Annotated in this window: 23 protein-coding genes and 1 pseudogene; 15 read left to right on the forward strand and 9 right to left on the reverse strand. The window is 73.2% G+C overall.

The annotated features are described in order from the left end of the window. The first annotated feature begins 181 nt into the window (after nt 1-181). The 6 genes from ACZ6Y1_RS02010 (at nt 182) to ACZ6Y1_RS02035 (ending at nt 5,626) form a co-directional block, all read left to right on the forward strand. Nucleotides 182-1,465 carry an MFS transporter gene (locus tag ACZ6Y1_RS02010; RefSeq protein ID WP_469621079.1) on the forward strand — a complete coding sequence of 428 codons (1,284 nt, stop codon included), beginning with the start codon at nt 182-184 and terminating at the stop codon, nt 1,463-1,465. 126 nt (nt 1,466-1,591) lie between these two features. Then, nucleotides 1,592-2,287 carry an alpha/beta hydrolase gene (locus ACZ6Y1_RS02015; RefSeq protein ID WP_469621083.1) on the forward strand — a complete coding sequence of 232 codons (696 nt, stop codon included), beginning with the start codon at nt 1,592-1,594 and terminating at the stop codon, nt 2,285-2,287. Between the two features lie 101 nt (nt 2,288-2,388). Beyond that, nucleotides 2,389-3,612, forward strand: a complete 1,224-nt coding sequence (locus tag ACZ6Y1_RS02020; protein ID WP_469621089.1) for a serine hydrolase domain-containing protein — start codon at nt 2,389-2,391, stop codon at nt 3,610-3,612. Between the two features lie 52 nt (nt 3,613-3,664). Next, entirely contained in the window at nt 3,665-4,333 is a 669-nt protein-coding gene (locus ACZ6Y1_RS02025) for an O-methyltransferase (protein ID WP_469621095.1), read from the forward strand. A 40-nt stretch (nt 4,334-4,373) separates the two neighbouring features. After that, complete coding sequence (locus tag ACZ6Y1_RS02030; protein ID WP_469621098.1) at nt 4,374-4,772, forward strand: nuclear transport factor 2 family protein; 399 nt, start codon at nt 4,374-4,376, stop codon at nt 4,770-4,772. Nucleotides 4,773-5,161: 389 nt separating this feature from the next. Then, nucleotides 5,162-5,626: a type II toxin-antitoxin system PemK/MazF family toxin gene (locus ACZ6Y1_RS02035; RefSeq protein WP_469621102.1), complete on the forward strand. Its 465-nt coding sequence runs from the start codon at nt 5,162-5,164 to the stop codon at nt 5,624-5,626. A gap of 609 nt (nt 5,627-6,235) precedes the next feature. On the opposite strand, the gene ACZ6Y1_RS02040 is transcribed toward ACZ6Y1_RS02035, so the two are convergent. Next, nucleotides 6,236-7,123, reverse strand: a complete 888-nt coding sequence (locus ACZ6Y1_RS02040) for a TIGR02452 family protein (protein WP_469621105.1) — start codon at nt 7,121-7,123, stop codon at nt 6,236-6,238. A 123-nt stretch (nt 7,124-7,246) separates the two neighbouring features. Here ACZ6Y1_RS02040 and egtA point away from each other — a divergent pair, with 123 nt between their 5' ends. Genes egtA through egtD form a run of 4 tightly spaced genes read left to right on the forward strand, consistent with a single transcriptional unit; the run spans nt 7,247 to nt 11,659 of the window. After that, complete coding sequence (gene egtA / locus ACZ6Y1_RS02045; protein WP_469621108.1) at nt 7,247-8,557, forward strand: ergothioneine biosynthesis glutamate--cysteine ligase EgtA; 1,311 nt, start codon at nt 7,247-7,249, stop codon at nt 8,555-8,557. Next, on the forward strand, nt 8,554-9,915 hold the full coding sequence (gene egtB, locus ACZ6Y1_RS02050) for an ergothioneine biosynthesis protein EgtB (protein ID WP_469621111.1): 1,362 nt from the start codon (nt 8,554-8,556) through the stop codon (nt 9,913-9,915). The genes egtA and egtB overlap by 4 nt, the downstream gene beginning before the upstream one ends. After that, nucleotides 9,915-10,673, forward strand: a complete 759-nt coding sequence (gene egtC / locus ACZ6Y1_RS02055) for an ergothioneine biosynthesis protein EgtC (RefSeq protein WP_469621115.1) — start codon at nt 9,915-9,917, stop codon at nt 10,671-10,673. The genes egtB and egtC overlap by 1 nt, the downstream gene beginning before the upstream one ends. Continuing rightward, nucleotides 10,670-11,659 carry an L-histidine N(alpha)-methyltransferase gene (gene egtD / locus ACZ6Y1_RS02060; RefSeq protein ID WP_469621119.1) on the forward strand — a complete coding sequence of 330 codons (990 nt, stop codon included), beginning with the start codon at nt 10,670-10,672 and terminating at the stop codon, nt 11,657-11,659. Before egtC ends, egtD begins: the two co-directional genes overlap by 4 nt. A gap of 290 nt (nt 11,660-11,949) precedes the next feature. Here the strand turns inward: egtD and ACZ6Y1_RS02065 are convergent. From ACZ6Y1_RS02065 to ACZ6Y1_RS02075, 3 genes and pseudogenes are all read right to left on the reverse strand, one after another. Then, nucleotides 11,950-12,480: pseudogene (locus tag ACZ6Y1_RS02065) on the reverse strand (lysophospholipid acyltransferase family protein); the annotation flags it as partial. Next, nucleotides 12,477-13,310 carry a GNAT family N-acetyltransferase gene (locus ACZ6Y1_RS02070; protein WP_469621122.1) on the reverse strand — a complete coding sequence of 278 codons (834 nt, stop codon included), beginning with the start codon at nt 13,308-13,310 and terminating at the stop codon, nt 12,477-12,479. The gene ACZ6Y1_RS02070 and the pseudogene ACZ6Y1_RS02065, both read right to left, overlap by 4 nt. 166 nt (nt 13,311-13,476) lie before the next feature. Further along, the gene (locus ACZ6Y1_RS02075) at nt 13,477-14,739 is read right to left on the reverse strand and encodes an extracellular solute-binding protein (RefSeq protein ID WP_469621126.1); all 1,263 of its coding nucleotides are present in this window, start codon (nt 14,737-14,739) and stop codon (nt 13,477-13,479) included. 167 nt (nt 14,740-14,906) lie between these two features. Between ACZ6Y1_RS02075 and ACZ6Y1_RS02080 the strand changes: the two genes are divergently transcribed. Continuing rightward, on the forward strand, nt 14,907-15,122 hold the full coding sequence (locus tag ACZ6Y1_RS02080; protein ID WP_365176828.1) for a dodecin: 216 nt from the start codon (nt 14,907-14,909) through the stop codon (nt 15,120-15,122). 23 nt (nt 15,123-15,145) lie between these two features. On the opposite strand, the gene ACZ6Y1_RS02085 is transcribed toward ACZ6Y1_RS02080, so the two are convergent. Further along, complete coding sequence (locus tag ACZ6Y1_RS02085) at nt 15,146-15,637, reverse strand: phosphatase domain-containing protein (RefSeq protein ID WP_469621130.1); 492 nt, start codon at nt 15,635-15,637, stop codon at nt 15,146-15,148. A 52-nt stretch (nt 15,638-15,689) separates the two neighbouring features. On the opposite strand from ACZ6Y1_RS02085, the gene ACZ6Y1_RS02090 reads away from it, so the two are divergent. The 3 genes from ACZ6Y1_RS02090 to ACZ6Y1_RS02100 are packed head-to-tail and all read left to right on the forward strand — an operon-like array spanning nt 15,690 to nt 19,512. Further along, nucleotides 15,690-16,679 (forward strand): LLM class flavin-dependent oxidoreductase, encoded by a 990-nt coding sequence (locus ACZ6Y1_RS02090; protein ID WP_469621133.1) that lies wholly within the window; start codon nt 15,690-15,692, stop codon nt 16,677-16,679. A 25-nt stretch (nt 16,680-16,704) separates the two neighbouring features. After that, entirely contained in the window at nt 16,705-19,119 is a 2,415-nt protein-coding gene (locus tag ACZ6Y1_RS02095; protein WP_469621136.1) for an excinuclease ABC subunit UvrA, read from the forward strand. 9 nt (nt 19,120-19,128) lie between these two features. After that, entirely contained in the window at nt 19,129-19,512 is a 384-nt protein-coding gene (locus ACZ6Y1_RS02100) for a hypothetical protein (protein WP_469621139.1), read from the forward strand. Between the two features lie 4 nt (nt 19,513-19,516). Here the strand turns inward: ACZ6Y1_RS02100 and ACZ6Y1_RS02105 are convergent, their stop codons facing one another. The 4 genes from ACZ6Y1_RS02105 to ACZ6Y1_RS02120 all read right to left on the reverse strand — a co-directional run bounded on the left by ACZ6Y1_RS02105 (nt 19,517) and on the right by ACZ6Y1_RS02120 (nt 23,756). After that, entirely contained in the window at nt 19,517-20,170 is a 654-nt protein-coding gene (locus ACZ6Y1_RS02105; RefSeq protein ID WP_469621142.1) for a hypothetical protein, read from the reverse strand. A gap of 192 nt (nt 20,171-20,362) precedes the next feature. Then, complete coding sequence (locus ACZ6Y1_RS02110) at nt 20,363-21,103, reverse strand: succinate dehydrogenase/fumarate reductase iron-sulfur subunit (protein ID WP_469621144.1); 741 nt, start codon at nt 21,101-21,103, stop codon at nt 20,363-20,365. After that, the gene (locus ACZ6Y1_RS02115) at nt 21,100-23,049 is read right to left on the reverse strand and encodes a fumarate reductase/succinate dehydrogenase flavoprotein subunit (RefSeq protein WP_469621146.1); all 1,950 of its coding nucleotides are present in this window, start codon (nt 23,047-23,049) and stop codon (nt 21,100-21,102) included. The genes ACZ6Y1_RS02110 and ACZ6Y1_RS02115 overlap by 4 nt, the downstream gene beginning before the upstream one ends. Before the next feature lie 2 nt (nt 23,050-23,051). Then, nucleotides 23,052-23,756, reverse strand: coding sequence for a succinate dehydrogenase (locus tag ACZ6Y1_RS02120; protein ID WP_469621148.1), 705 nt, complete (start codon nt 23,754-23,756; stop codon nt 23,052-23,054). Between the two features lie 72 nt (nt 23,757-23,828). Here ACZ6Y1_RS02120 and ACZ6Y1_RS02125 point away from each other — a divergent pair, with 72 nt between their 5' ends. Continuing rightward, nucleotides 23,829-24,707 (forward strand): LysR family transcriptional regulator, encoded by an 879-nt coding sequence (locus ACZ6Y1_RS02125; RefSeq protein WP_469621152.1) that lies wholly within the window; start codon nt 23,829-23,831, stop codon nt 24,705-24,707. Nucleotides 24,708-25,106 lie beyond the last annotated feature (399 nt).

A 25,106-nucleotide genomic window follows, 5' to 3' on the forward strand; every position in this document is an offset into this window, starting at 1 on the left:
TCCGCCGTGTCCCCGCGCCGCCGCCCCGCCGCGTTCCTGTCGCACCCCGCCACCGCGGCGGGGCGGCGCGCACACCCCTCACCGCGACCACCCCCTCGCGGCACTCCGCACCACCTGTCACCGCACCACCCCTCACCCCCGCACCACACCCTTCCGCACCCTCACCGCCCAGGAGGGCACCGTGGCCCTTTCCTCCCCCGGCTCCGGCACCACCAGCGCCGCCACCAGCGCCGCCACCACCGACGCGTCTTCCGGCGCCTCCGCCCCGTCCGGCCGCGCCGGACGCGGCCTGCTCCCCCTGCTGCTCGTCGGCAACACCGCCATGTACGCCCTGTACATCGGTGTCGCGGGCGTCCTGCTCGCGCTCCAGGTCGAGGACGTGGATCCGGCGAACAAGGTCTCGAACTTCGGCCTGATCGCAGGGGTCTCGGCGATCTTCGCCACGGTCTTCAATCCGGTCGCCGGCGCCCTCTCCGACCGCAGCGGACGGCGCAACCCGTGGATCCTCGGCGGCGGACTGGCCGCGGTACCGGCGATGTTCCTGCTCGGCCTCGCGCACACGATCCTGCTGATCACCATCGTCTGGTGCCTCGGCCAGGCGGTCATGAACGTGTACCAGGCGGCCATCACCTCCGTGGTCCCCGACCGCGTGCCCGTGGCGGCGCGGGGCAAGGCCTCCGCCGCCGTCGGCCTCGGCCTGCCCTTCGGCTCCGCGGTCGGCGCACTGGTCGGCGCGGCCTTCTCAGAGGACTACCGCACCGGGTACCTCGTGTTCGGCGCGCTCGTCGCGGGCGCCGCCGCCCTGTTCACCGCCTGCACCCGCGAGGAGCGGCTGCCGGCCCGCACGCCCATGCCCGTCAAGGAGCAGCTGGCGGCCTTCGTCGGCGCGCTGAAGGACCACGACTTCCGGTGGGCCTTCATCGGACGGGCGCTGCTCGTCCTCGGCTACTTCGCGGTCTCCGGCTACCAGCTGTACATCCTCCAGGACCACACCGTGCTGCCGGACGGGATGGAGCCGGAGGCCGCGGTGGCCGTGCTGATGCCGCTGACGAGTGTGGCGATGGTGGTCTCCACGGTCCTCGGCGGCTACCTGTCGGACCGGTTCGACCGCCGCAAGCTCTTCGTCGGGGCGTCCGCCCTCCTGTCCGCCGTCGCGCTCGTCATCCCGGCGGTGTCGACCAGCTGGACCGCGATGCTGGCCTTCGCCGCCGCCAACGGGCTCGCGTTCGGCTGCTACATGGCCGTGGACACCGCGCTCGTGACGATGGTCCTGCCCAGCGCCGAGGACGCGGCCCGCGACATGGGCGTGCTCAACATCGCCAACGCGGGCCCGCAGATCATCGCGCCGTTCGTCGCCTCGGTGGTCGTCTCGCTCAGCGGCGGCTACACCGCCCTGTTCATCGTCGCGGCCGTGCTGGCGGTGGCGGGCGCCCTCGCGGTGAAGCCGATCCGCAGCGTGCGCTGACGCACGAACGTACGAACGCGCCGACACACCGACATACCCGCACACCGGCGCACCGACGCACCGACGCACGACCTGTACGGCACAGCCCGGCATCGCGCATCAAGCAGAGAAGAGAAAGGCACCACCGTGCAGCTGCACACCCACACCTGGGGCGAGGGCGACCGCATCGCCCTCCTGATCCACGGCATCATGGCCGACCACCGGACCTGGCGCCGGGTGGGACCCGCCCTGGCCGACCGCGGATACCGCGTCATCGCCGTGGACCAGCGGGGCCACGGGGCGAGCGGCCGCGGCGAGTACACCCCCGAGCACTACGCGGACGACCTGGTCGAGACCCTGCCGACGGGTGCGGAGCTCGCCATCGGCCACTCCCTGGGCGGGCTGACCCTGTCGCTCGCCGTGGAGCGGCTGAGGCCGCGCCGCGCCGTGTTCTCGGACCCCGCGTGGCACCTCGCCTCGCCGGACGAGGGCTTCGGACCTGAGCTGTTCGCGCAGTTCAAGTCGGCCACCAGGGAGCAGATCCAGGGGATGAACCCGCGCTGGGAGGAGGCCGACGTGGACGTCGAGCTCGCGACGCTGGCGGTCTGGGACGAGGGCACCGCACTGGGTCTCGCCCCGCTGCTCGGCACCGACTTGATGCCGGCGGCGCCCGTGGTCCCCTCGCTCGTCCAGCTCGCCGATCCGAGTTTCATCATCTCGGCGGAGCGGGCGGCCCTGCTCGCCGCCCGCGGGTTCGAGGTGCGCTCGGTCACGGGGGCCGGACACACCATCCACCGCGACGACTTCGAAGGCTTCATGGCCTCGCTGGAGGGCTGGATCTGACCCGAGTCCCGTCGCCCACGTCGCCCTCGTCGTGCCCCCGCCCGTATCCCGTCGGGCCGGTCCGGCGTGCGGGGGGCGCGCCGCCCCTCCACACTGGCAGGGTGAAACGCACGCGTACGGTGCTGCTGTGCATCGCCGGCCTCCTGGGCGCAGCCCTTCCGGCCGCGACGGTCGCGGGCCCCGCATCGGGTCCGGCGTCGGCCGCGGCGGCCACGGAAGCCTGCGTCGCCACGCCCGGCCCGGCCCGCGGCGACGCGGCCGAGGTCCTCGCCATCGCGCAGAAGGCCCAGCGCGAGTTCGGGCTGAACTCCGTGGTCCTGCGGGTCTCCTCCGGCGGCAAGGACGTGCTCACCACGGCTCTCGGGGAATCGATGACCGGAGTCCCCGCCGAGCCGTCGATGCACTTCCGTACGGGCTCGGTGGGCATCGTCTACATGGGCATCGCGCTGCTGCGTCTCGTCGAGCAGGGCAAGGCCTCGCTCGACGACCCGGTGTCCCGCTGGCTGCCCGACGTACCGCACGGCTCGGAGATCACGCTGCGGATGCTCGGCAGTTCGACCTCCGGCCTGCACGACTACGTCACGGATCCGGCGTTCCTCGCCGAACTGGAGGCCCACCCGTTCCGGCACTGGACGACGGAGCAGATCACCGGTTACGCGACCCGCAAGCCGCTCCTGTACGAGCCGGGGACCAACTGGAGCTACTCGCACGCCAATTTCGCGATCCTCGGCACGGCCCTGGAGAAGATCAGCGGTGTCGGACTGGAGCGGCTGCTCACCGAGCAGATCATGAGCCCGCTCGGGCTGGACCAGACCAGCAACCAGTACACGCCGCGGATCCCGGAGCCGGCCCTGCACGCCTTCACCTCCGAGCGGGGCAAGTACGAGGAGTCCACCTTCTGGAACCCCTCGTGGACGACCGCCCCCGGCGCGGTCCTGGTGCAGAACATCTGCGACCTCGACCGGTCCGCGCGCGGCGTCGGCACCGGCGAGCTGCTGACCGAGCAGTCCTTCAAGACGCAGCTCGACCCGGGCACGATCGGCCTGGGCCGTCCGACGGCGAGCTGCCCGGCCACCGTCTGCCTGCTGACCAACACGCAAGCGCATCACTTCGGCCTCGGTGTCATCGTCCTCAACGGCTGGACCCTGACGAACCCGTCGTTCTCGGGCTACGCGGCGGTGTCGGCGTATCTGCCGGCGGAGAAGCTCGCGATCTCCGTGACCGTCACGCAGGGCCCCAAGAGCCCCCAGGGCAATTCGGCCCAGCCCATCGCCGAGCGCATCTCCGATGCTCTCGCCCCCGGGCATTCGCTCAAGATGCGCTGACACCCTCGTGTAAGTTCCCCTTGGGAACTAACATCGAAGGGGAGGGGCCACCATGACCGAGGCTCAGCAGACGTGGACCGCCGTCGACGCGTACTTCGACGGCCTGCTGGTCGAGGAGGACGAAGCCCTGGTGGCGGCCAACGCGGACGCTGACTCCGCCGGGCTGCCGCCGCACCAGGTTGCGCCGAACCAGGGGAAGCTGCTGCACCTGCTGGCCCGGATCCGGGGCGCCCGTACGGTCCTGGAGATCGGCACGCTGGGCGGCTACAGCACCATCTGGCTGGCCCGCGCGCTGCCCGAGGGCGGACGGCTGGTCTCGCTGGAAGTGGACGAGCGCTGCGCGGATGTGGCCGCCGCCAACGTCGCCCGCGCCGGTCTGAGCCACGTGGTCGACATCCGCCGGGGCCGGGCCGTCGACCTCCTCCCGCAGCTCGCGGACGCGGAACCGTTCGACCTCGTGTTCATCGACGCCGACAAGCCGTCCAATCCCGCCTACCTCGAATGGGCCCTGAAGCTCACCCGCCCCGGCAGCGTCATCATCGGCGACAACGTCGTGCGCGACGGCGCCGTCGTCGACCCCGCCAGCCCCGACCCCCGGGTCCGGGGCGTACGCCGGTTCACGGAGCTCATCGCCGAGCACCCGCGGCTGACCGCCACCGCCCTGCAGACGGTCGGCGGCAAGGGCTACGACGGCTTCGTCATGGCCCTGGTCACGGAGTGACCCGCTCCCGGCGGGGCGGCCCCGGTGCTACCTTCCCCCCATGTCCAAGGCCGAAATAGACGCGCTCACCGCCGAGTTCTTCGGCGCCTTCGACAACCGCGGGGGGAAGGCCGCCGACGTGGCCCGGATCCGGCGGCTGGTCCTCCCGGGCTGCGTGATCGTCAGCACCGGCCCCGGGTTCACGGCGTACACCGTGGACGAGTTCATCGAGCCCCGCGAACGGCTGCTGTCCGACGGCCGGCTGACCGAGTTCACCGAGTGGGAGACCGCCGAGCGGACGGACATCGCGGGTGACATCGCCTCGCGGTTCGGCGAGTACCGCAAGTCCGGGATCCTGGACGGCGAGCCGTTCGAGGGCGGCGGCACCAAGGCCATCCAGTTCGTCCGCACCCCGGACGGCTGGCGGATCTCGGCCTTCTCCTGGTACGACCCCGCGTAGTACGAGCCGTACCCGTACCCGTCGGCGACGGGTGGCGCGATCGCCGGCCCGGGCTCCGGGAGACCGACGGGCGGACGCTGCTCGCCGAGAACGTGCTGGTGCTGGGCGCGCTGACGGTCCTGCCGACGATGAACCGGCGTGCGGGGCCTCCCCGTCACGCCCGGCCGCGCCCACCGTACGGTCGTATGCGACGACGCCGTTCCTCGCCGTCGGTCGCGACCGCCATCAGCTGGACGCGGGGCCGTCGCGGCCGTGATCAGCGTGATCGAGCGCCGACGAGGCCGAGAGCCACACAGGCATGACCGGGCACCTGCGGACGGTCATGCGGCTGTCCCCGACACTCGGCCGCCGCATGCTCCGGGACGGGTGCACACAGTAATCTCGCCCGAATGACGGCACTTTCGCATCACAGCAACGGATACACCGCCCAGCCCGGCCGTGACGGGGCCGACGCCACCGTCGAGGCCGATCCGCGCGCCATCGGGCCGGTGCGGACCGAGTACGCGCCCGATCCCGACGGGGACCCGGACCCGGGCGAGATCGTGTGGACCTGGGTCCCGTACGAGGAGAACGACGGGCGCGGCAAGGACCGTCCGGTGCTGGTCGTGGCCCGTGAGGCGGGCGGGCGGACGCTGCTCGCCGTGCAGCTGTCCAGCAAGCGGCACGACAGCGACCGCGAGTGGGTCCCGATCGGCACCGGTCCCTGGGACAGCGCGGGCCGGGAGTCGTGGGTGGCCGTCGACCGGGTGCTGCGCGTACACGAGACGGGGATGCGGCGCGAGGCCTGCGCGCTGGACCTGCGGCGCTTCCGGCTGGTCGTGGACCGGCTGCGCGAACGCTACGGCTGGCAGTAGCCACCGGCCGGAGCACGCTCCGGCCTCCCCGGGGCACGAGCCGCACCGCGCCGGCACCAAGGGCACGGGCGCGCAGCCCATGACCGCCACACCGGCACGGCCGGAGCACGATCCGGACTCCCCGGGACGCGAGCCGCACCGCACCGACACCAAGGGCACGAGCGTGCAAACCAGGGCCGGGGGGCCGCACCGCGCCGGCCGGAGCATGCTCCGGCCTCCCCGGGACACGAGCCGCACCGCGCCGACACCAAGGGCACGAGCGTGCGGACCAGGGCCGGGGCCACACCGCGCCGGCCGGGGCGCGCTCCGGCCTCCCCGGGACACGAGCCGCACCGCGCCGACACCAAGGGCACGAGCGTGCGGGCCAGGGCCGGGGGGCCAAACCGGGCCGGCCGGAGCACGGGCGGCCGGCCATCGGCGCGGGCCGGGCCGGCCCGGGCCGGCCAAGGTGAGGGGGGCCGACTCAGGGCGCCAGGGTCACCGGGCCGGGCCGGCCAAAGGGGTGGGGGCCAAGCTCAGGCCGCGAGGCGCACCGGCCGGATGCGCGGTGCGCCGGCGAGACCCCCGGCCGGCCCCGGTCCCCCGGCAGGCCCGGGCCGCCCGGGCACCTCATCCCGCGCCGGCCGGCTCCCCGGTTCCGCCGGGCCGCTCGAACCCGGGGAAGCCCGCGAACGCCCGCTCGAAGGCGCTGCGCGGTCCCGGGTTCCTGTCCAGTACCGCGAAGACCACCCGTTCGAACACCCCCGAGAAGCTCCCCTTCAGCAGCCCGGCGAAGGCCCGCGCCACCTCGTCCGGGTCGTTGCGGAAGACCCCGCAGCCCCAGGCTCCCAGCACCAGCCGCTGGTACCCCTCGTGCGCCGCCACCTCCAGAACGAGCCGCGCGCGCCGGGCCAGCGCCCGCGGGATCTCCGCCACCCGCTCGGGCTCCTGGCGGCGGATGGTGCCCGCGTTCGGGGCCGGAGAGGTGAGGAAGCCGGCCAGGAAGGGGGTCTCCAGGAGTTCCCCCCGGTCGTCGCGGAAAACGGGCACCCCGGGCGAGTGAATCACCCGGTCGGTGTAGAAGGTGCTGGCTTCCGCGCGGTGGACCGCGTAGTACTCCGGGGCCTCCAGCAGCGTCTCGTACAAGGCCGAGGCGCGGCACAGCGCCTCCTCCTGCGCCTTGGCCCCGCGGACGTATCCGCCCCCGGGATTACGGGCCGAGGCGAAGTTCAGCACCGCCACCCGGGGGACCCGCGCGGCCGGCTCCAGGCCGCCCGCCGCGAGCCTGCGGGCCGCGACCGTACTGCTCTCCCCCGTCACCTCGACGGCCGTCGCGGTCCGTCCGCGGAGGATTTCCTCGTCTGGAATGACGCGGTTTGGTCCATATATTCTGGTTTTCGCCTTGGCCTTCCCCAGGGTGGCGGCCAGCGCCACGTGCCGCCCCGACCGCGTCCGGTAGCCGCCGGCCGCCACGATCTCCGCGTTCTCCCGCGCGATCTCGCGCAATCTGCTGCTCACGCCGGCCATCCTCCGCACCCCGCTGAACCGGCGGCAACGCATTTTCCCCGCAAGCATGGGTGCCCATGGGACGGGTAGGCACGGGTGATGTCACGGCCGACGACAGGAGACGAGGACCTCGTCATGCCACACGACCCGCCCGCACCCCCGGCGCCCCCGGCGCACCCGGCGCACCCGCCGCTCACCGAGACCGAGGCCGAGGAGCTGATCCACGGCATCTGCTTCAAGACCGGCCCGCCCCGACTGGTCGGCGCCGAACTCGAATGGCTGATCGTGGACGCCGAACGGCCCGGTCAGCCCGTGAGCCCGGAGCGGCTGCGGGCCGCGCACGCCACCGCCCGCGCCCTCCCCCTCGGCTCCCGGATCACCGTGGAACCCGGCGGCCAGCTGGAGTTCAGTTCGGACCCCGCCGATTCCCTGACGGGATGCGTGGACGGCCTCCGGTCCGACCTCTCCGCCGTCAGGTCCGCCCTGCTCGACCGGGGGCTGGTCCTGCGCGGCCTCGGCAGCGACACCCGCCGCCCCTACCGCCGCCTGCTGTCGAGCCCGCGCTACGACGCCATGGAGTCCTACTTCGACCGCACCGGTCCGGCCGGCCGAGCCATGATGTGCGGCTCCGCCTCCGTGCAGGTCTGCGTGGACGCGGGCCAGGAGGAACCGGGGCCCTTCGGCCACGGCCGGCGCTGGCGCCTGGCGCACCTGCTGGGCGCGGTCCTGGTGGCCGCTTTCGCCAACTCCCCCGCGCGCGAGGGCCCGTACGCGGGCTGGCGCTGTTCCCGCCAGGGGGTCTGGAACGACCTGGACCGCAGCCGGACGCTCGCCCCGCCGCTGGAGGCCGAGCCGCGGGCCGGATGGACCCGGCAGGCGCTGGACACCGAGGTGATGTGCGTACGGTCCTACGAGGGCGGGTCGTGGACGGCGCCGTACGGCATGACCTTCCGCGACTGGCTGCGCGCCGACGGCCGCCGGGGGATGCGCGGCCCCACCGCGGAGGACCTCGACTACCACCTGACCACGCTGTTCCCGCCGGTCAGACCGCGCGGCCACCTGGAGCTGCGGATGATCGACGCGCAGCCCGGTGACGACGGCTGGGTGGTGCCGGTGGCGGTGGTGCACGCGCTCTTCGACGATCCGGAAGCCGCCGAGACCGCCTACCGGGCGGCGAAGGCCCTGGCGGACGCGTACGGGCCCGGCCCCGCGCCCCGCAATCCGCTCTGGCGGTCCGCCGCCCGGTACGCCCTGGCCGATCCGGAACTGCGGACGGCCGCCGCGGCCTGCTTCCGGGCGGCCGTGGAGGCGCTGCCCCGGCTCGGGGCGAGCGCGCACGTCCAGGACACCGTCGGCGCGTTCGCCGACCGGTACGTCCTGCGCGGCCGATGTCCGGCCGACGACCAGTCCCCGCTCCAGCCCACCGGGAAGAAGGCCCGACAGTGACGGCAGGACCCACCCCATCGCCGCGGTCCCCGCAATCCGCGGAATCCGCGCAGCCCCGGCATTCCGCGGAGACCCTGCGGGAGCGGGCCGCCGCCGCCCTGACCGCCGCGCGGCTGCGCACGGCCTCGCTCACCGACCCGGTGAGCGACGGGGAGCTCACCGCCCAGCACTCCCCGCTGATGTCGCCACTGGTCTGGGACCTGGCGCACATCGGGAACATGGAGGAGCTCTGGCTGCTGCGCAACGTCGCCGGGCACGAGGCCATGCGTCCCGAGATCGACCCGCTCTACGACGCCTTCGAGCACCCCCGCTCGGAGCGGCCCCGGCTTCCGCTGCTCGGGCCCGCCGAGGCCCGCACGTACGCCGCCGAGGTGCGCGGCCGGGTCTTCGACCTGCTGGAGAGCACCCCGATGGAGGGGACGGCCCTGCTGGACTCCGGCTACGTCTTCGGCATGATCGCCCAGCACGAACAGCAGCACGACGAAACGATGCTGATCACCCATCAGCTGCGCCGGGGCGCACCGGCGCTGGCCGCTCCCGATCCCTCTCCGCCGCGCGGTCCGGCGCCGGGCGCGGCCGAAGTCCTGGTTCCCGGAGGCCCGTTCACCATGGGCACCTCCGTGGAGCCGTGGTCGCTCGACAACGAACGGCCGGCGCACGAGCGGGACCTGGCGCCGTTCTGGATCGACACGGTCCCGGTGACCTGCGCCGATTTCCAGGAGTTCATCGCGGACGGCGGCTACCGCGAGCGCCGCTGGTGGGCGCCGCAGGGCTGGGAGCAGATACGCGCGCACTCCATCGAGGCCCCGCTGTTCTGGCGCAAGGAGGCCGGCCAGTGGCTGCGCCGCCGCTTCGGGGTGGACGAGCCGGTGCCGGACGAGGAGCCCGTGCTCCACGTCAGCTGGTACGAGGCCGACGCGTACGCCCGCTGGGCGGACCGGCGGCTGCCCACGGAGGCGGAGTGGGAGAAGGCCGCCCGCTTCGACCCGGCGACGGGCCGCTCGACCCGGTACCCCTGGGGCGACGCCGATCCGACCCCCGAGCACGCCAATCTGGGCCAGCGCCACCTGCGCCCCGCCCCCGCGGGCAGCTATCCGGCCGGCGCCTCCCCCCTGGGGGTGCGCCAGCTGATCGGCGACGTGTGGGAGTGGACGTCCTCGGACTTCCTGCCGTATCCCGGCTTCCGCGCCTTCCCGTACCGGGAGTACTCGGAGGTGTTCTTCGGCCCGGAGCACAAGGTGCTGCGCGGCGGCTCCTTCGCCGTCGACGCGGTGGCCTGCCGGGGGACGTTCCGCAACTGGGACCTGCCGGTGCGCCGCCAGATCTTCTCCGGCTTCCGGACCGCGAGGGACGCCTGATGTGCCGCCATCTCGCCTACCTGGGCCCGGACGTGCCGCTCGGGACGGTGCTGAGCGAGCCGGAGCATTCGCTGGTCCGCCAGTCCTGGGAGCCGCGCCGGCAGCGGTACGGCACCGTCAACGCGGACGGCTTCGGCGTCGGCTGGTACGCGGAGGGCGACCCGGTCCCGGCCCGCTACCGGCGCGGCGTCCCGATCTGGGGCGACCCGGGCTTCACCGATCTGGCCCGTGTGGTGCGCAGCGGGGCCCTGCTGGCCGCCGTACGGGACGCCACGGGCCCCGGAGCCGACGGGGAGGCCGCCGCGGCGCCGTTCGCGGAGGGGCCGTGGCTCTTCAGCCACAACGGCGCGCTGCGGGACTGGCCGGACTCGGCGGCGCCGCTGGCCGCGGAGCTGCCGGCGCGGGAGCTGCTGCGACTGGCCGCGCGCACGGATTCGGCGCTGGTCTGGGCGCTGGTCCTGCACCGGCTGCGCGCCGGGGACGACCCCGGTGCCGCGCTGGCCGAGACGGTCCGGGAGCTGGCCACGGCCTCGCCCGGCTCCCGGCTCAACCTGCTGCTCACGGACGGCGTGACGATCGCCGCGACGGCCTGGGGCGATTCGCTCTGGTACCTGGCCGACGCGTCGCTCGGGCGCACCGTGGTGGCCTCCGAACCGTACGACGACGACACCCGGTGGTGCGCCGTGCCCGACCGGACCTTGCTGACCGCCACTCGTACGCGGGTCGAGTTGACCCCGCTCAAGGAGAACTCCCCGTGAATGACTTCCAGTTGACCCGTACCCTCGACGAGCACGCCGCGGAGCGGGCCTTGCGCACGGACGTGCTGAACGGCCTGACGGGCACTCCCAAGGTGCTGCCGCCCAAGTGGTTCTACGACGCGCGGGGCAGTGAACTCTTCGAGGAGATCACCCGGCTGCCCGAGTACTACCCGACGCGCGCGGAGCGGGAGATCCTGCTGGAGCGGGCCCGGGAGATCGCCGCGGAGACCGGTGCCCGGACGTTGGTGGAACTGGGTTCGGGGTCCTCGGAGAAGACCCGGCACCTGATCGAGGCCCTGCCCGCGCTGGACACGTACGTGCCGGTGGACGTGAGCGAGAGCGCCCTGCGGGGGGCGGCGCAGGCGCTGCTCGCGGATCATCCGGGGCTGCGGGTGCACGCGCTGCTCGCGGACTTCACCCGGGCGCTGCAGCTGCCCCGCTCCCCCGGGCCCCGGCTCGTGGTGTTCCTCGGGGGCACGGTCGGGAACCTGCTGCCGCCGGAGCGGGCGGTGTTCCTGGCGTCCGTGCGGGCGATGCTGTCGCCCGGGGACGCTCTGCTGATGGGGACTGACCTGGTGAAGGACGAGGCCGTGCTGGTGGCCGCGTACGACGATGCACAGGGCGTGACGGCCGAGTTCAACAAGAACGTGCTCGCCGTCATCGACCGGGAGCTGGGCGCGGACTTCCACACCGCCGACTTCGCGCACGTCGCGGTGTGGAACCGCGAGCAGGAGTGGATCGAGATGCGGCTGCGGGCCCGGTCGGAGGTGCTGGTGAAGATCCGGGCGCTGGATCTGGTGGTGCCGTTCGCGGCGGGTGAGGAGATCCTGACGGAGGTCTCGGCGAAGTTCCGTCAGGAAGGCGTGCGGAAGGAGCTCGCCGCCGCCGGGCTGGAGTTGACCCATTGGTGGACCGATTCGGCGGGGCGTTTCGCGCTCTCCCTGTCGGTGGCCGACGGGGTCGTCGCCGAGGCCCGGGCCGCCTGAGCGGGGATGCCCGGCAGCGGGGTCCGGCCCGAGGCGGCCGTGACGGCCCGCTGAGCCGCGGCCGCGAGGTCCCGCCGGTGCGCGTACCGGCCCGGCGGGATCCGCGGCAGCAGCCTGACCTCGGCCCGTACGCCGTGGGCGCGGGCGATCCGCCACAGCGAGGCGGTGAGCGGGTCGTCCCCGACGAAGGCGGGCGCCGCGGCGAGCGAGCCGTTTTCGTACAGGTACGACAGGCGGACGGGCTGTACGGGTACCCGGGCGTCCAGGGCCGCCTGGAAGGCCGCCCTGCGGAAGGGCCCGTGGGCGCGCCCGCACCAGGTGGAGCCCTCGGGGAAGACGGTGACCCGGTCGCCCGCCAGCAGGGCGCGGGTGAGGGTCCGGACGGTGTCGGGCAGGGCCCGGATCCGGTCGCGTTCGATGAACAGGGTCCCGGCCCGCCCGGCGAGGGGGCCGAGGACCGGCCAGGCGCGGATGTCGCTCTTGGCCAGCATCCGGCAGGGCACGGCGGCGGCGACGAGCGGGATGTCCAGCCAGGAGATGTGGTTGGGCACGAGGAGCCGGCCCCCGTCGGGGCTGGGGCTGCCGTGCACGGTGATCCGTATGCCGAGGGCCCGTACGAGCGCCCTCGCCCAGGCCCGTACCGCCGCGTGGCGGGGGCCTGCGGGCAGCAGCCGGACCGGGGGTGCTCCCAGGATCCCGGCGAGCAGCAGGCAGGCCGCCAGGGCGAGCCGGAGCACGGCGTGCGGGACGCTCGCGGTGGCGCCTCCGTGGCCCGCGCAGGCCTCGGGGGTGCAGGGCGAGGTGGGCAGCCAGACGCTCATGCGCCCGGGGCGAGCGAGAGGAAGTGCTTGAGGTAGCGCGGATTGGTGCGGCGCAGGGAGAGCAGCACGTACAGGTCCGCGCAGCCGAATTCGGGGTCGAGGGCGGGCTCGCCGCAGACCCAGGCGCCGAGGCGCAGGTAGCCGCGCAGCAGCGGGGGCAGTTCCGTGCGGGCGGGGAACTCGATGCCTTCGGGGCTCCACGGGTTGTGGGGGGTGACCCGGTGCTCCCGCGGGGCCAGGGCGCGGGACAGGGCGGCTTCGCGGGTGGCGGCGGCCAGTACTCCGCCGTCGGCGAGCGGGATGGAGCAGCAGCCGGCGAGCCAGTTGTGGCCGGAGCGGTCCATGTAGCGGGCGAGTCCGGCCCAGATGAGGGCGATGACGGCGCCGTTGCGGTGGTCGGGGTGGACGCAGGAGCGGCCGACCTCGACGAGGTCCGGGCGGATGGGGGCGAGGGCGGAGAGGTCGAACTCGCCCTCGGAGTAGAGGCGGCCGGCGACGGCGGCCCGTTCGGGGGGCAGCAGCCGGTAGGTGCCGACGACCTGCTCGGTCTCCTCCTCGACGACGAGGAGGTGGTCGCAGTAGGAGTCGAAGGCATCGATGTCGAGGCCCGGCTCGGGGCTGCTGAGGCGGGCTCCGAGCTCGCCGGCGAAGACCTGGTGGCGCAGGCGCTGGGCGGCGCGCACCTCGGCCTCGTCGCGGGCGAGGCGTACGGCGTAGCGGGGGCCGGTGGCGGCGGGGACGCCGGCGGCGGCGAAGGGGGCCGGCCGGAGGGCCGACGGGGCGAGGGGGGAGGCGGGGGCGGTGGACGGAGACAGGGATGCGATCGTCATGGCGGCTCCTGATCCGGGCGCGGAGGCCAGGCCCGCAGGTGTGCGGCCTGGCTCCTCTACTTCTTCCGTGACCGGCTGGATTCGACATGACAGCGCAGCGGCAGTTGGGTGTGCTTGGGCTGAACTCGGCGGAAGGCGCCCGGGGCGGCCCGGACACGGCGTCCGCTCAGCGGTCGGAGCTGAGCACCCTGCTGATCTCCTCGGAGGCCGTACGGGCCGCCTGCTTGGGGTCCTGGCCGGTGAGCACGGCCGTCATGAAGGGCTTGATCGGGTTCTTCGCCTCGACCTCGGCCCAGCGGGCCGACTTGGGCGTGGCCCGGCCCTGCGCCGCGCCGGGGGCCATCGTGGCGGCGCCCTCGTTGCCCTGGACCACATGGGCGAGGGTGGTCCTGTTCGGTACGTAGCCCATCGTCCGGGCGAGCTCCGTCTGCCATTTCTCGCTGACCAGGGCGGTGATCACGTCGACGGCGCCCCTGCGGTTGCGCGTGCGTTCCGGGATGATCAGGTCGGAGCCGCCCGTGAACACGGAGCCGACCTTGTCGGAGGTCTTCCCCGGGATCGGGAAGAAGCCGACCTTCCCCTTGAGCGCCGGATTGGCGGCCTCTATCGCGGCGGCCTGGCTGGGCGGGCCGATGATCTGGGCGACCTGGCCGCGGGCGAAGACCTCCGACTGCGGGGGCGTCTCCTCGTCGGCGTCCTTGGGCCCGTCGCCCAGGGCCTGGAGCTGCTTGTAGAAGTCCATCCCGGCGAGGGCCTTCTCGTCGTCGAGGGTGCCGACCCACTGCCCGCTGGTCTCGACGGCGAGCTCGCCGCCCTCGTCCCAGACGAATCCGGCGAGGACGTACCAGTTCTGCCCGGCGAGGTAGATGCCCTGCTGGCCGCCCTTGTCGAGCTTCTGGGTGGCCTGGATCCACTCCTGCCGGTTCTTGGGCGCGGCCTTGATGCCGGCGTTCGCGAAGAGGTCCTTGTTGTAGATGACCACGCGGTTGGCGGCGTACCAGGGGATGCCGTACTGGGCGCCGTTGATGCTGCCGGGGTCGGAGAGGCCCTTGAGCCAGTCCTTGCTCCCCCATTCGCGCAGCCCTTCGAGGGTGAGTTCCTCGATGCCGCCGTTCTCGATGTACTGGGCCACCTGGGTGTTTCCGACCTCGATGACGTCGGCGCTCTCGGTGCTCTTGCCGTCGAGGACGGCGTCGACCTTCTTGCCGATGCCGGTCCACTCCTGGATCTTCACTTCCAGGTCGGTCCCGGGGTGTTCCCTCTCGAACGATTCGGTGAACCGGGCGATGAACTCGTCCGAGGCGCTGCCCTTCATCAGCCAGAGCGTCACTTTCTGAGACCCTCCCGCCGATCCAGCCAACTGACTGCAGCCCGCGAGGGCGGTGCAGGCCACGAGGGCGGTGGACACGGCGAGGAAGCGTCTCTTCACGAAGGTCACCTTTTGGGGCTCGGCGTCTCGGATGGCTAGAAATTGGCATAGACCAATGAGCCGGTCAAGGGCCTTTCGCCGGTGACTGTTCGCCCAAAGTTCGCGGAGCGGGACTTACTGGGGCACCGTAGAAACAGGCAAAAGCCCCCACCTCTCGGGAGACATCCATGTCCAACCACACGTACCGGGTGACCGAAATCGTCGGCACCTCGCATGAGGGCATCGATCAGGCCATCCGCAACGGAGTGGCCCGCGCGGGCCAGACCCTCAGGAATCTCGACTGGTTCGAGGTCGTCCAGGTACGCGGGCACATCGAGAACGGGGAGATCGCCCACTACCAGGTGGGGCTCAAGGTCGGCTTCCGCCTCGACGGCGAGGACTGACCCGGCATCACCGCCGCCCGGGCTCAGGTCCGGCCCTCGACCTCCTGGGCCGACGTGAGCTCGGGCGCGTCCGCCGCCCAGTCCGCCAGGACCACCCGGAAGCCCGCCGCACGGGCGGCCTGGCACACCAGCTCGTCGTCGTCCACGAGCATCCGCACCTCGCGGCTCCGGGCGAGCCGCCCGAGCACCTCCAGCTTGGTCGTGCGGGCCGGCCGCCGGTCCTGGTTCCCGCGCATCCACAGCCGCCCCTCGGGCAGACCGTGCCGGGCGAGCCACTCGACCGTGTCCGCCCGGCAGCGCTCGGGGCGCCCCGTCAGGTAGACGACCTCGCAGTCGGCCGCGCTCTCCACGGCCAGGGCCACGCCGCGCGACAGGGGAGGGTCCGCCGGGGCCGCGCCGAAGAAGCCGTTCCAGTCGCGGGGCCGGCGCTCCAGGAAGTGCTGGCGGTGCGCCGTGTCGGCGAGCGTGTTGTCGATGTCGAAGACGGCAAGTTGCCGAAACGTCTCGTCACTCATCCCGTCACCCTAAGCCGGGGAATCCCCGCGCCTGCCGTGCGTTGTGACCTCTGTGATCCGAAAAGTCTCGATACTCGACCGGTCCCGCACCCGGGAGGGCCACCCGGCCCCCGGCGCCCTGCGGGACACCGTGGAGCTGGCCCGCGCCGCCGAGGAGCTGGGCTACCACCGCTTCTGGGTCTCCGAGCACCACAGCGTGCCAGGCGTCGCCGGCTCCGCGCCGACGGTGCTGGCCGCCGCGGTCGCCTCGGCCACCGAGCGGATCCGCGTCGGCACGGGCGGGGTCATGCTGCCCAACCACCAGCCGCTGGTGGTCGCCGAACAGTTCGGGGTACTGGAATCGCTCTTCCCCGGCAGGATCGACATGGGCCTCGGCCGCTCCGTCGGCTTCACGGGCGGCATCCGCAGGGCCCTGGGCCGCGACACGGGAGACGCGGACCGCTTCGAGGAGCAGCTGACGGAGCTGCTGGGCTGGCTGGACGGCACCCAGCGGACACACCCCGAGGTCCACGCCCGCCCCGCGGAGGGCCTGCCGGTCCCGGCCTACGTACTGGCGACGGGCGAGGGCGCCGGGATCGCCGCCCGTACGGGCCTCCCGCTGGTGGTCGGGGACCTGCGCGCCCGCGCCCGGATCGCGGAGATCATCGAGACGTACCGCAGGGAGTTCCGCCCGTCCGCCCGGCACACGGAGCCTTACGTGGTGGTCTCGGGCACGGTGGCGGTCGCGGCGACGGCGGAGGAGGCCCGCCGCATCCTGGTCCCGGAGGCCTGGTCCCTCGCGTACTCCCGCACCCGGGGCAGCTTCCCGCCGCTGCGGCCGGCCGAGGAGATCGAGGCGACGGAGATGACCCCGAAGGAGCGGGAGCTGTACGAGGGCGCCCTGACGGGGCACGTCCACGGCACGGAGGAACAGGTCGCGGCCCAGCTGTCGGAGGTCGCGGAACAGACCGGCGCCGACGAGCTGCTGGTCACCACGTCGACGTACGACCGGACGGCGCTGCTGGAGTCCTTCGGGCGGCTGGCTCGGGTGGTGGGGCTCTGAAGCCCGGGGCCGTAAACTGGTGCGAATGCACCACTCGCACCAGTCCCCCGCGCCCCATGCCGACCGCGACCCGTTCGTACGGGTCCGAGGCGCCCGGGAGCACAATCTGCGCGGGGTCGACGTGGACGTCCCGCGTGACGCGCTGACCGTGTTCACCGGGGTGTCCGGGTCCGGGAAGAGTTCGCTCGCGTTCGGGACCCTGTACGCCGAGGCCCAGCGGAGGTACTTCGAGTCGGTGGCGCCGTACGCCCGGCGGCTCATCCACCAGATCGGCGCCCCGAAGGTGGATTCCGTCACCGGGCTGCCCCCGGCGGTCTCCCTGGAGCAGCGGCGTTCCTCCCCCGGGTCGCGTTCCTCGGTCGGCACGGTGACCGTGCTCTCCAACTCCCTGCGCATGCTGTACTCGCGCGCCGGGACCTACCCGCGGGGTGCGGAGCGGCTCGACTCGGACGCGTTCTCACCCAATACGGCCGCCGGGGCCTGCCCTGGGTGTCACGGCCTCGGCCGGATCCACCGCACCAGCGAGGAACTGCTGGTCCCCGACCCGGCGCTGTCGATCCGCCAGGGCGCCATCGCCGCCTGGCCCGGGGCCTGGCAGGGCAAGAACCTGCGGGACGTGCTGGAGGCGCTCGGGCACGACGTGGACCGGCCGTGGCGGGAACTGCCGCCGCGGGAGCGGGAGTGGATCCTGTTCACCGAGGAGCAGCCGGTCGTGACCGTACACCCGGTACGGGACGCCGACCGGATCCAACGGCCCTACCAGGGCACGTACATGAGTGCCCACCGCTACGTGATGCGGACCTTCGCGGACAGCAGGAGCGCCACGCTGCGGGCCCGCGCGGAGAAGTTCCTCACCGATTCCCCGTGCCCCGCGTGCGAGGGGCGGCGGCTGCGGCCGGAGGCCCTCGCCGTGACCTTCGCCGGGTACGGGATCGCCGCGCTCGCGGGCATGTCCCTGTCCGACCTGGACGGCGTACTCGCTTCCGCGCCACCGGACGGGGAGGCGGCGCGGGTGCTCGCCGAGGACCTGCGCTCGCGGATCGGGCCGGTCGTCGAGCTGGGGCTCGGCTACCTGAGCCTGGACCGTGCCGCGCCCACCCTGTCCGCGGGCGAGCTGCAGCGGCTGCGGCTGGCGACGCAGCTGAGGTCGGGGCTGTTCGGGGTGGTGTACGTCCTGGACGAGCCGTCGGCGGGGCTGCACCCGGCCGACACGGAGGCGCTGCTCGGTGTACTGGACCGGCTGAAGGAGGCCGGGAACACGGTGTTCGTCGTGGAGCACCACCTCGACGTGGTGCGGCACGCGGACTGGCTGGTGGACGTGGGGCCGCTGGCCGGGGAGCACGGCGGGCAGGTGCTGTACAGCGGGCCGCCGCGCGAGCTGGCCGGGGTCGCGGAATCGGCGACGGCCCGCCACCTGTTCGCCGGGCGGGGTGCCGCGCCCGCGCGGCCGGTGCGCGCGGCGAGCGGGTCGGTGCGCCTCGACGGGGTAGGGCTGCACAACCTGCGTGACGTCACCGCCGAGTTCCCGCTCGGGGTGTTCACGGCGGTGACGGGGGTGTCGGGGTCGGGGAAGTCGACGCTGGTGGGCCGGGCGCTGGCCCGGGAGGTCGGGGAGCGGCTCGCGGAACCGGGGTTCCCCGTACGTCGGCTGGTGGAAGTGGACCAGAAGCCGATCGGCCGGACCCCTCGCTCCAATCTGGCCACGTACACCGGCCTGTTCGACGTGGTGCGGCGGCTGTTCACGGCCGCTCCCGAGTCGAAGGCGCGGGGCTGGAAGGCCGGCCGGTTCTCCTTCAACGTGGCGGGCGGCCGGTGCGAGACCTGCCAGGGCGAGGGCTTCGTCTCGGTGGAGCTGCTGTTCCTGCCGAGCACGTACGCCCCCTGCCCGGAGTGCGGCGGCGCCCGGTACAACGCCGAGACGCTGCAGGTCCGTCACGCGGGGCTGAACATCGCGGAGGTGCTCGGCCTGACGGTGGAGGCGGCGGCCGGCTTCTTCGCGGAGGTTCCGGCGGCGGCACGGAGCCTGCGGGCGCTCGAGGACATCGGGCTGGGCTACCTGAGGCTGGGGCAGCCCGCGACGGAGCTGTCGGGCGGGGAGGCTCAGCGGATCAAGCTGGCCACCGAGCTCCAGCGGCTGCGTCGGGACCACACCCTGTACCTGCTGGACGAGCCGACGACGGGGCTGCACCCGGCCGACGTACGGGTGCTGCTGCGGCAGTTGCACGGCCTGGTGGACGCGGGGCACTCGGTCGTGGTGGTGGAACACGACATGGAGGTGGTGGCGGGCGCGGACTGGGTCATCGACCTGGGCCCGGGCGGCGGCACGGAGGGCGGCCGGATCCTCGCGGCGGGCACGCCGGCGGACGTGGCCGCCGGGGGCCTGGGGCGTACGGCGCCGTACCTGGCGCGGGCCCTGGGAGGCGGGACCGGCGCCGGTTAGGCTTCCCGGATGATCTGGAAGCGCCTGGGGGAAGCGGCAGCGGAGAAGGGCCCGGTCACGGGCGGCGAGGGCCCGGCCCCGCTGCGGCGACGGCCTCCCGAGCCGTGGGATCCCGCCCTGCCGTGTGCCCGGCTGCCGGTCCACAACAGCGGTGAGAAGGAGTTGGAGCTGTTCATCGAGCCGTACTGCTTGAGCCATTGGCTGGAACCGGGCGAGCAGGTCACGGTGATCACGGTGGGCTCCGCCGACGCCCCGGGTCGGCCCTGGTCGGGCACCATGGCCCCCGACGAGCCGTTCCACGTGGACTTCCACCCGGACATGCTGGTGGTCTGGCCGAACGGCGCGACGTTCCTGATCGTGGACGCCGAGGGCAACGAGGTGATGCGGATCTGACGGCTCAGGCGTCACCCGGCAGCAGGCGCTGCGGGAGTTCCCGGAAGCTCCACACGCCCTGGCGGCGGGTGAACATCCAGACGAGGTCGTATCGGTCGGGCCAGGCCGCGGGGAGTCCCAGCACCCGGTCGGCGCCGAGGGCGCGGACCAGGCCGGGGACGCCGGTGTGCTCCCAGCAGACCAGTACGGGCATCGGGGCGGCCAGCGCGGCGCGCACGAGGGCCGGTTCGGCGCCGAGCGCGAACTCGGTGCGTACGGGCGTGTGCAGGGCGGTGGCCAGCGCGGCCACGGTCTGCTTGCAGCGCGCGGGCGTGCCCGGCCTGCCGCCGCCGGCCGCGAAGACGGCGCCCGGGCGCGGCAGGGCCGCGCCGCGGGCGGGTGCGAAGAGCCGCGGGAGCTCCTCGGCCCTGCGCCAGCCGCGTCCGGCCAGTGAGCCGGGGTCGTCCTCGCCCTCCTCGTCCGTGCCGGAGTCGCCCGCGTACGGCTTCTCCGCGTGCCGGATCACCATGACCAGGGCGTCCTTGGCCCCGGCCTGGGCTCCGGGCGCCGGGTTGCGGGCGGGTTCCCCGGCGGAGCAGCCGGCCACCGTCAGGGGGGCGAGGGCGGCGGCCAGTACGGTTCGTCGGCGCGGTCCGGACCCGGCGGTGGGATGTGGCATGGCGCCCACTGTCGCCGATGCGCCGCGCCCGCCGGGCCGCGGCGCGGCGTACGGCCCGTACGAGCCCCCGGTCGGCGGATCGGGTCAGCCGGTCGGCCCAGGCCGGGGGAACCCGGGCCGGCGGGGGCTCGCACGGGGCGGGCCGGTCCCGCCCGGCGGGAGCTCGTACGGGGGTGTGCGGGAGCGGGGCGCTCAGCCCTTGCGGACCGCGCGCAGCCACTCCTTGTTCATGGCGGCGATCGACGGGAGGGGTATGCCCTTGGGGCAGGCCGTGGCGCACTCGCCGGTCAGGGTGCAGCCTCCGAAGCCCTCCTCGTCCATCCGGGCCACCATGTCCAGGACGCGGGTCTCCCGTTCCGGCGAGCCCTGCGGCAGCACGTTGAGGTGGTTGACCTTGGCGGAGGTGAACAGCATCGCGGAGCCGTTGGGGCAGGCCGCCACGCACGCCCCGCAGCCGATGCACTCGGCGTGTTCGAAGGCGTGGTCCGCGGCGGCCTTGGGCACGGCGGTGGCGTGCGCCTCGGGGGCGGCACCGGTGGGGGCGGTGATGTAGCCGCCGGCCTGGATGATGCGGTCGAAGGCGCCCCGGTCGACGACGAGGTCCTTGACCACCGGGAAGGCGGCGGCCCGCCAGGGCTCGACGTCGATGGTGTCGCCGTCGGAGAAGGACCTCATGTGCAGCTGGCAGGTGGTGGTGCGCTCCGGGCCGTGCGCGTCGCCGTTGATGACGAGGCTGCAGGCACCGCAGATGCCCTCGCGGCAGTCGTGGTCGAAGGCGACCGGGTCCTCGCCGCGCAGGATGAGGTCCTCGTTGAGGGTGTCGAGCATCTCCAGGAAGGACATGTCCTCGGAGATCCCGTCGACCTCGTACGAGGCCATGTGGCCGGGGGCGTCGGCGCCGCGCTGGCGCCAGACGCGCAGGGTGAGCTTCATGCGTAGCTCCGCTGGGTGGGGTGGACGTACTCGAAGACGAGGTCTTCCTTGTGCAGGACGGGGGCGGCACCGGTGCTGGTGAACTCCCAGGCCGCCGCGTACGAGAACTCCTCGTCGCGCCGCTCGGCCTCCCCGTCGGGGGTCTGGGACTCCTCGCGGAAGTGGCCGCCGCAGGACTCCTCGCGGTGCAGGGCGTCGAGGCACATCAGCTCGGCGAGTTCGAGGTAGTCGACGATCCGGTTGGCCTTCTCCAGCGACTGGTTGAACTCCTCGCCGCTGCCGGGGACCTTGATGCGCCGCCAGAACTCCTCGCGGATCTGCGGGATGCGGTCGAGGGCCTTGCGCAGGCCCTCGTCGGTGCGGGCCATCCCGCAGTACTCCCACATGAGTTCGCCGATCTCCCGGTGGAAGGAGTCGGGCGTGCGGTCCCCGTCGACGGCGAGCAGCCGGGCGAGGCGCTCGCGGGTCTCGCGCAGGACGGCCACGGCTTCGGGGTGGGTGTCGTCCACGGTCTCCTGGTGCGGGTGCCTGGCCAGGTAGTCGTTGATCGTGGACGGGAGCACGAAGTAGCCGTCGGCGAGACCCTGCATCAGCGCGGAGGCGCCGAGGCGGTTGGCCCCGTGGTCGGAGAAGTTCGCCTCGCCGATCGCGAAGAGGCCGGGGACGGTGGTCTGGAGGTCGTAGTCGACCCACAGGCCGCCCATCGTGTAGTGCACGGCCGGGTAGATCCGCATGGGGACCTCGTACGGGTTCTCCGCGGTGATCCGCTCGTACATCTCGAAGAGGTTGCCGTACTTCTCGGCGACCTTGTCGCGGCCCATGCGGCGGATGGCGTCGGCGAAGTCGAGGTAGACGCCCTGGCCGCCGGGGCCGACGCCGCGGCCCTCGTCGCAGACGTTCTTGGCGGCGCGGGAGGCGATGTCGCGGGGGACGAGGTTGCCGAAGGAGGGGTAGATCCGCTCCAGGTAGTAGTCGCGTTCCGCTTCGGGTATCTCGGCGGCGGGGCGGGTGTCGCCCTTGGCCTTGGGGACCCAGATGCGGCCGTCGTTGCGCAGGGACTCGCTCATCAGGGTGAGCTTGGACTGGTGGTCGCCGGTGCGCGGGATGCAGGTGGGGTGGATCTGGGTGAAGCAGGGGTTGGCGAAGTAGGCGCCGCGCCGGTGCGCCCGCCAGATGGCGGTCGCGTTGGAGTTCATGGCGTTGGTGGAGAGGTAGAAGACGTTGCCGTAGCCGCCGCTCGCCAGGACCACCGCGTCGGCGTAGTGGGTGGAGATCTCGCCGGTGATCAGGTCGCGGGCGACGATGCCGCGGGCGACCCCGTCGACGACGACCAGGTCGAGCATCTCGGTGCGGGCGTGCATCTCCACGTTGCCGGCGGCGATCTGCCGGGACAGGGCCTGGTAGGCGCCGAGGAGGAGCTGCTGGCCCGTCTGGCCGCGGGCGTAGAAGGTGCGGGAGACCTGGACGCCGCCGAAGGAGCGGGTGTCGAGGAGGCCGCCGTACTCGCGGGCGAAGGGGACGCCCTGGGCCACGCACTGGTCGATGATCTCGACGGAGATCTGTGCGAGGCGGTGGACGTTGGACTCGCGGGCGCGGAAGTCACCGCCCTTGACGGTGTCGTAGAAGAGGCGGTGCACGGAGTCACCGTCGTTGCGGTAGTTCTTGGCGGCGTTGATGCCGCCCTGGGCGGCGATGGAATGGGCTCGGCGCGGGGAGTCGCTGAAGCAGAACTGGACCACGTGGTAGCCCTGCTCGGCGAGAGTCGCGCCGGCGGCACCGCCCGCCAGGCCGGTGCCGACGACGATCACGGTGTGCTTGCGGCGGTTGGCCGGGTTGACCAGCTTGGCCTCGAAGCGACGGCGGTCCCAGCGCTCCGCGACGGGGCCCTCGGGGGCCTTGGTGTCGCGGAGGGGCTCGCCGGTGGTGTGGTTGGCGTACGCGCTCATGGTCAGTTCACCACTCCGGTCATGACGGCGAGGGGGACGGATGTGAAGCCCGCGAAGAGGACGAGGGCGAGGGAGTTCGCGAGGAGCTTCAGCATCCGGTCACGGCGGGCGTTTCCGGCTCCGAGGGTCTGGGCGGCGCTCCAGAAGCCGTGCCGGATGTGCAGGCCGAGGGCGGCCATCGCCACGATGTAGACGGTGTTGCCGTACCAGGTGGAGAAGGTCGCGAGGACGTTCTGGTACGGGTGTCCGGCCCATGCGCGCTCGTTGACGGTGAGCGTGGTGAGGTCCAGGAGGTGCCAGACGATGAAGAGGCCGAGGATGACGCCGCCCCAGCGCATGGTGCGGGTGGCGTAGCTCGCGCGGCGGCGCTTGTGGGCGTACTTCACCGGGCGGGCCCTGATGTCGCGGCGGCTGAGCTGGTACGCGGACACGGCGTGGGCGACGACCGCGGCGAGCAGGACCACCCGGACGATCCACAGGGCCCACTCGTGGTGCAGGAAGGGCTCGCCGAGTGTGCGGAGCCAGTGGGCGTAGCCGTTGAACTCGTCCGCCCCGAAGAAGATCTTGAGGTTGCCGAGCATGTGCACCACGAGGTATCCGAGCATGATCAGCCCGGAGACCGCCATGACGGTCTTCTTTCCGATGGTGGAGCCCCAGAAGGCCGGCGCCTTGGGGCCGCCTGTCCGGGTGCGCGTTGCCAGAGCCATGTCATCGAAGGTAGGGACGAAGGACCCGAAAGGTCCAAGACATGATGTCGGTCATCTTGATAGACATGGGCTATGCAATTCCAGCAGCTCCTGTACTTCGTCGCCGTCGCCGAGACCCGCCACTTCACGCGGGCCGCGGAACGGGTGCACGTGGCCCAGCCCTCGCTGTCCCAGCAGATCAAGGCCCTTGAGCGGGAGCTGGGGGCGGAGCTCTTCAGCAGGGCGCGGGGCAACATCTCGCTCACCGACGCGGGTGAGGCCCTGCTGCCGCTGGCGCGGCGGATCCTCGCCGACGCGGACACCGCACGGCAGGAGGTGCAGGAGCTGGCGCAGCTGCGGCGGGGGCGGATCCGGCTGGGGGCCACGCCGAGCGTGTGCACGGGCCTGCTGCCGAACGTGCTGCGCGCCTTCCACACGGCCCATCCGGGGATCGAGCTGCTGATCGAGGAGAGCGGGTCACTGGACCTCGTACGGGAGCTGGCGCGCGGGGCCCTGGACCTTGCGCTGATCGCGCTGCCGCTGCCGCCGTCGGCGCCTGCCCTGACCACGGTGGAGCTGCTGACGGAGGACCTGGTGGTGGTCTCGTCCGCGGATCTCCCGCCCCCGGCGGGCGGCGGCGAGGTGACCGTCGCCGACCTGCGCGAGGAGCCGATGGTGATGTTCCGGCACGGCTACGACCTGCGGGACCTGACCGTGGCGGCGTGCCGGGCGGCGGGCTTCGAGCCGGTGTTCACGGTGGAGGGCGGGGAGATGGACGCGGTCCTCGGCTTCGTACGGGCCGGGCTGGGCATCGCGGTGGTCCCGGACATGGTCGTGGCGCATGCCGGCCCGGGCCTGCGCGCCACCCGCCTGGCGGGCTCCCCGCTGCGCCGCACCATCGCCCTGGCCCACCGCACGGACGTGGCGCCGCCGCGCGCGGCCCGCGAACTGAAGCGCATCCTGGTCGGCTGAGGCCGCCGTGCCGCGGGCCGGTCGGCGGGCCCTCGAGCGCACCCAGTGGTTGCGCCCCCGCGCGGCGGCCCGGCGGGCAAGCGGCGAGCGGACGCGGCCCGAACGCGGGAGCAGGCGGCGGCGTCGGGTCGGCGCCGCGGCCGGAACCCGGGAGCCGGGTGCGGCCCGGCAACGGGCGCGGCTACGGCCCCAGACCCGAGAGCAGGAACGGGCGCGGCCCAGACGCGGAAGCGGAGGCGACCCGGACCCGGGAGCGGACGCAGCCCGAACACGAGAGCAGGCACGGCGTCGGGTCAGCACCACGGCCGGAACCCGGGAGCCGGGTGCGGCCCGGCAACGGGCGCGGCTACGGCCCCAGACCCGAGAGCAGGAACGGGCGCGGCCCAGACGCGGAAGCGG

The organism is Streptomyces sp. NPDC053432 (genome assembly GCF_055585365.1).

Coding starts and splice junctions, on each gene's coding strand:
- ACZ6Y1_RS02025 (WP_469621095.1), top strand. CDS start 3,665: ATGACCGAGGCTCAGCAGACGTGGACCGCCGTCGACGCGTACTTCGAC.
- ACZ6Y1_RS02030 (WP_469621098.1), top strand. CDS start 4,374: ATGTCCAAGGCCGAAATAGACGCGCTCACCGCCGAGTTCTTCGGCGCC.
- ACZ6Y1_RS02035 (WP_469621102.1), top strand. CDS start 5,162: ATGACGGCACTTTCGCATCACAGCAACGGATACACCGCCCAGCCCGGC.
- egtA (WP_469621108.1), top strand. CDS start 7,247: ATGCCACACGACCCGCCCGCACCCCCGGCGCCCCCGGCGCACCCGGCG.
- egtC (WP_469621115.1), top strand. CDS start 9,915: ATGTGCCGCCATCTCGCCTACCTGGGCCCGGACGTGCCGCTCGGGACG.
- ACZ6Y1_RS02070 (WP_469621122.1), bottom strand. CDS start 13,310: ATGACGATCGCATCCCTGTCTCCGTCCACCGCCCCCGCCTCCCCCCTC.
- ACZ6Y1_RS02080 (WP_365176828.1), top strand. CDS start 14,907: ATGTCCAACCACACGTACCGGGTGACCGAAATCGTCGGCACCTCGCAT.
- ACZ6Y1_RS02085 (WP_469621130.1), bottom strand. CDS start 15,637: ATGAGTGACGAGACGTTTCGGCAACTTGCCGTCTTCGACATCGACAAC.
- ACZ6Y1_RS02095 (WP_469621136.1), top strand. CDS start 16,705: ATGCACCACTCGCACCAGTCCCCCGCGCCCCATGCCGACCGCGACCCG.
- ACZ6Y1_RS02100 (WP_469621139.1), top strand. CDS start 19,129: ATGATCTGGAAGCGCCTGGGGGAAGCGGCAGCGGAGAAGGGCCCGGTC.
- ACZ6Y1_RS02105 (WP_469621142.1), bottom strand. CDS start 20,170: ATGCCACATCCCACCGCCGGGTCCGGACCGCGCCGACGAACCGTACTG.
- ACZ6Y1_RS02110 (WP_469621144.1), bottom strand. CDS start 21,103: ATGAAGCTCACCCTGCGCGTCTGGCGCCAGCGCGGCGCCGACGCCCCC.
- ACZ6Y1_RS02115 (WP_469621146.1), bottom strand. CDS start 23,049: ATGAGCGCGTACGCCAACCACACCACCGGCGAGCCCCTCCGCGACACC.
- ACZ6Y1_RS02120 (WP_469621148.1), bottom strand. CDS start 23,756: ATGGCTCTGGCAACGCGCACCCGGACAGGCGGCCCCAAGGCGCCGGCC.
- ACZ6Y1_RS02125 (WP_469621152.1), top strand. CDS start 23,829: ATGCAATTCCAGCAGCTCCTGTACTTCGTCGCCGTCGCCGAGACCCGC.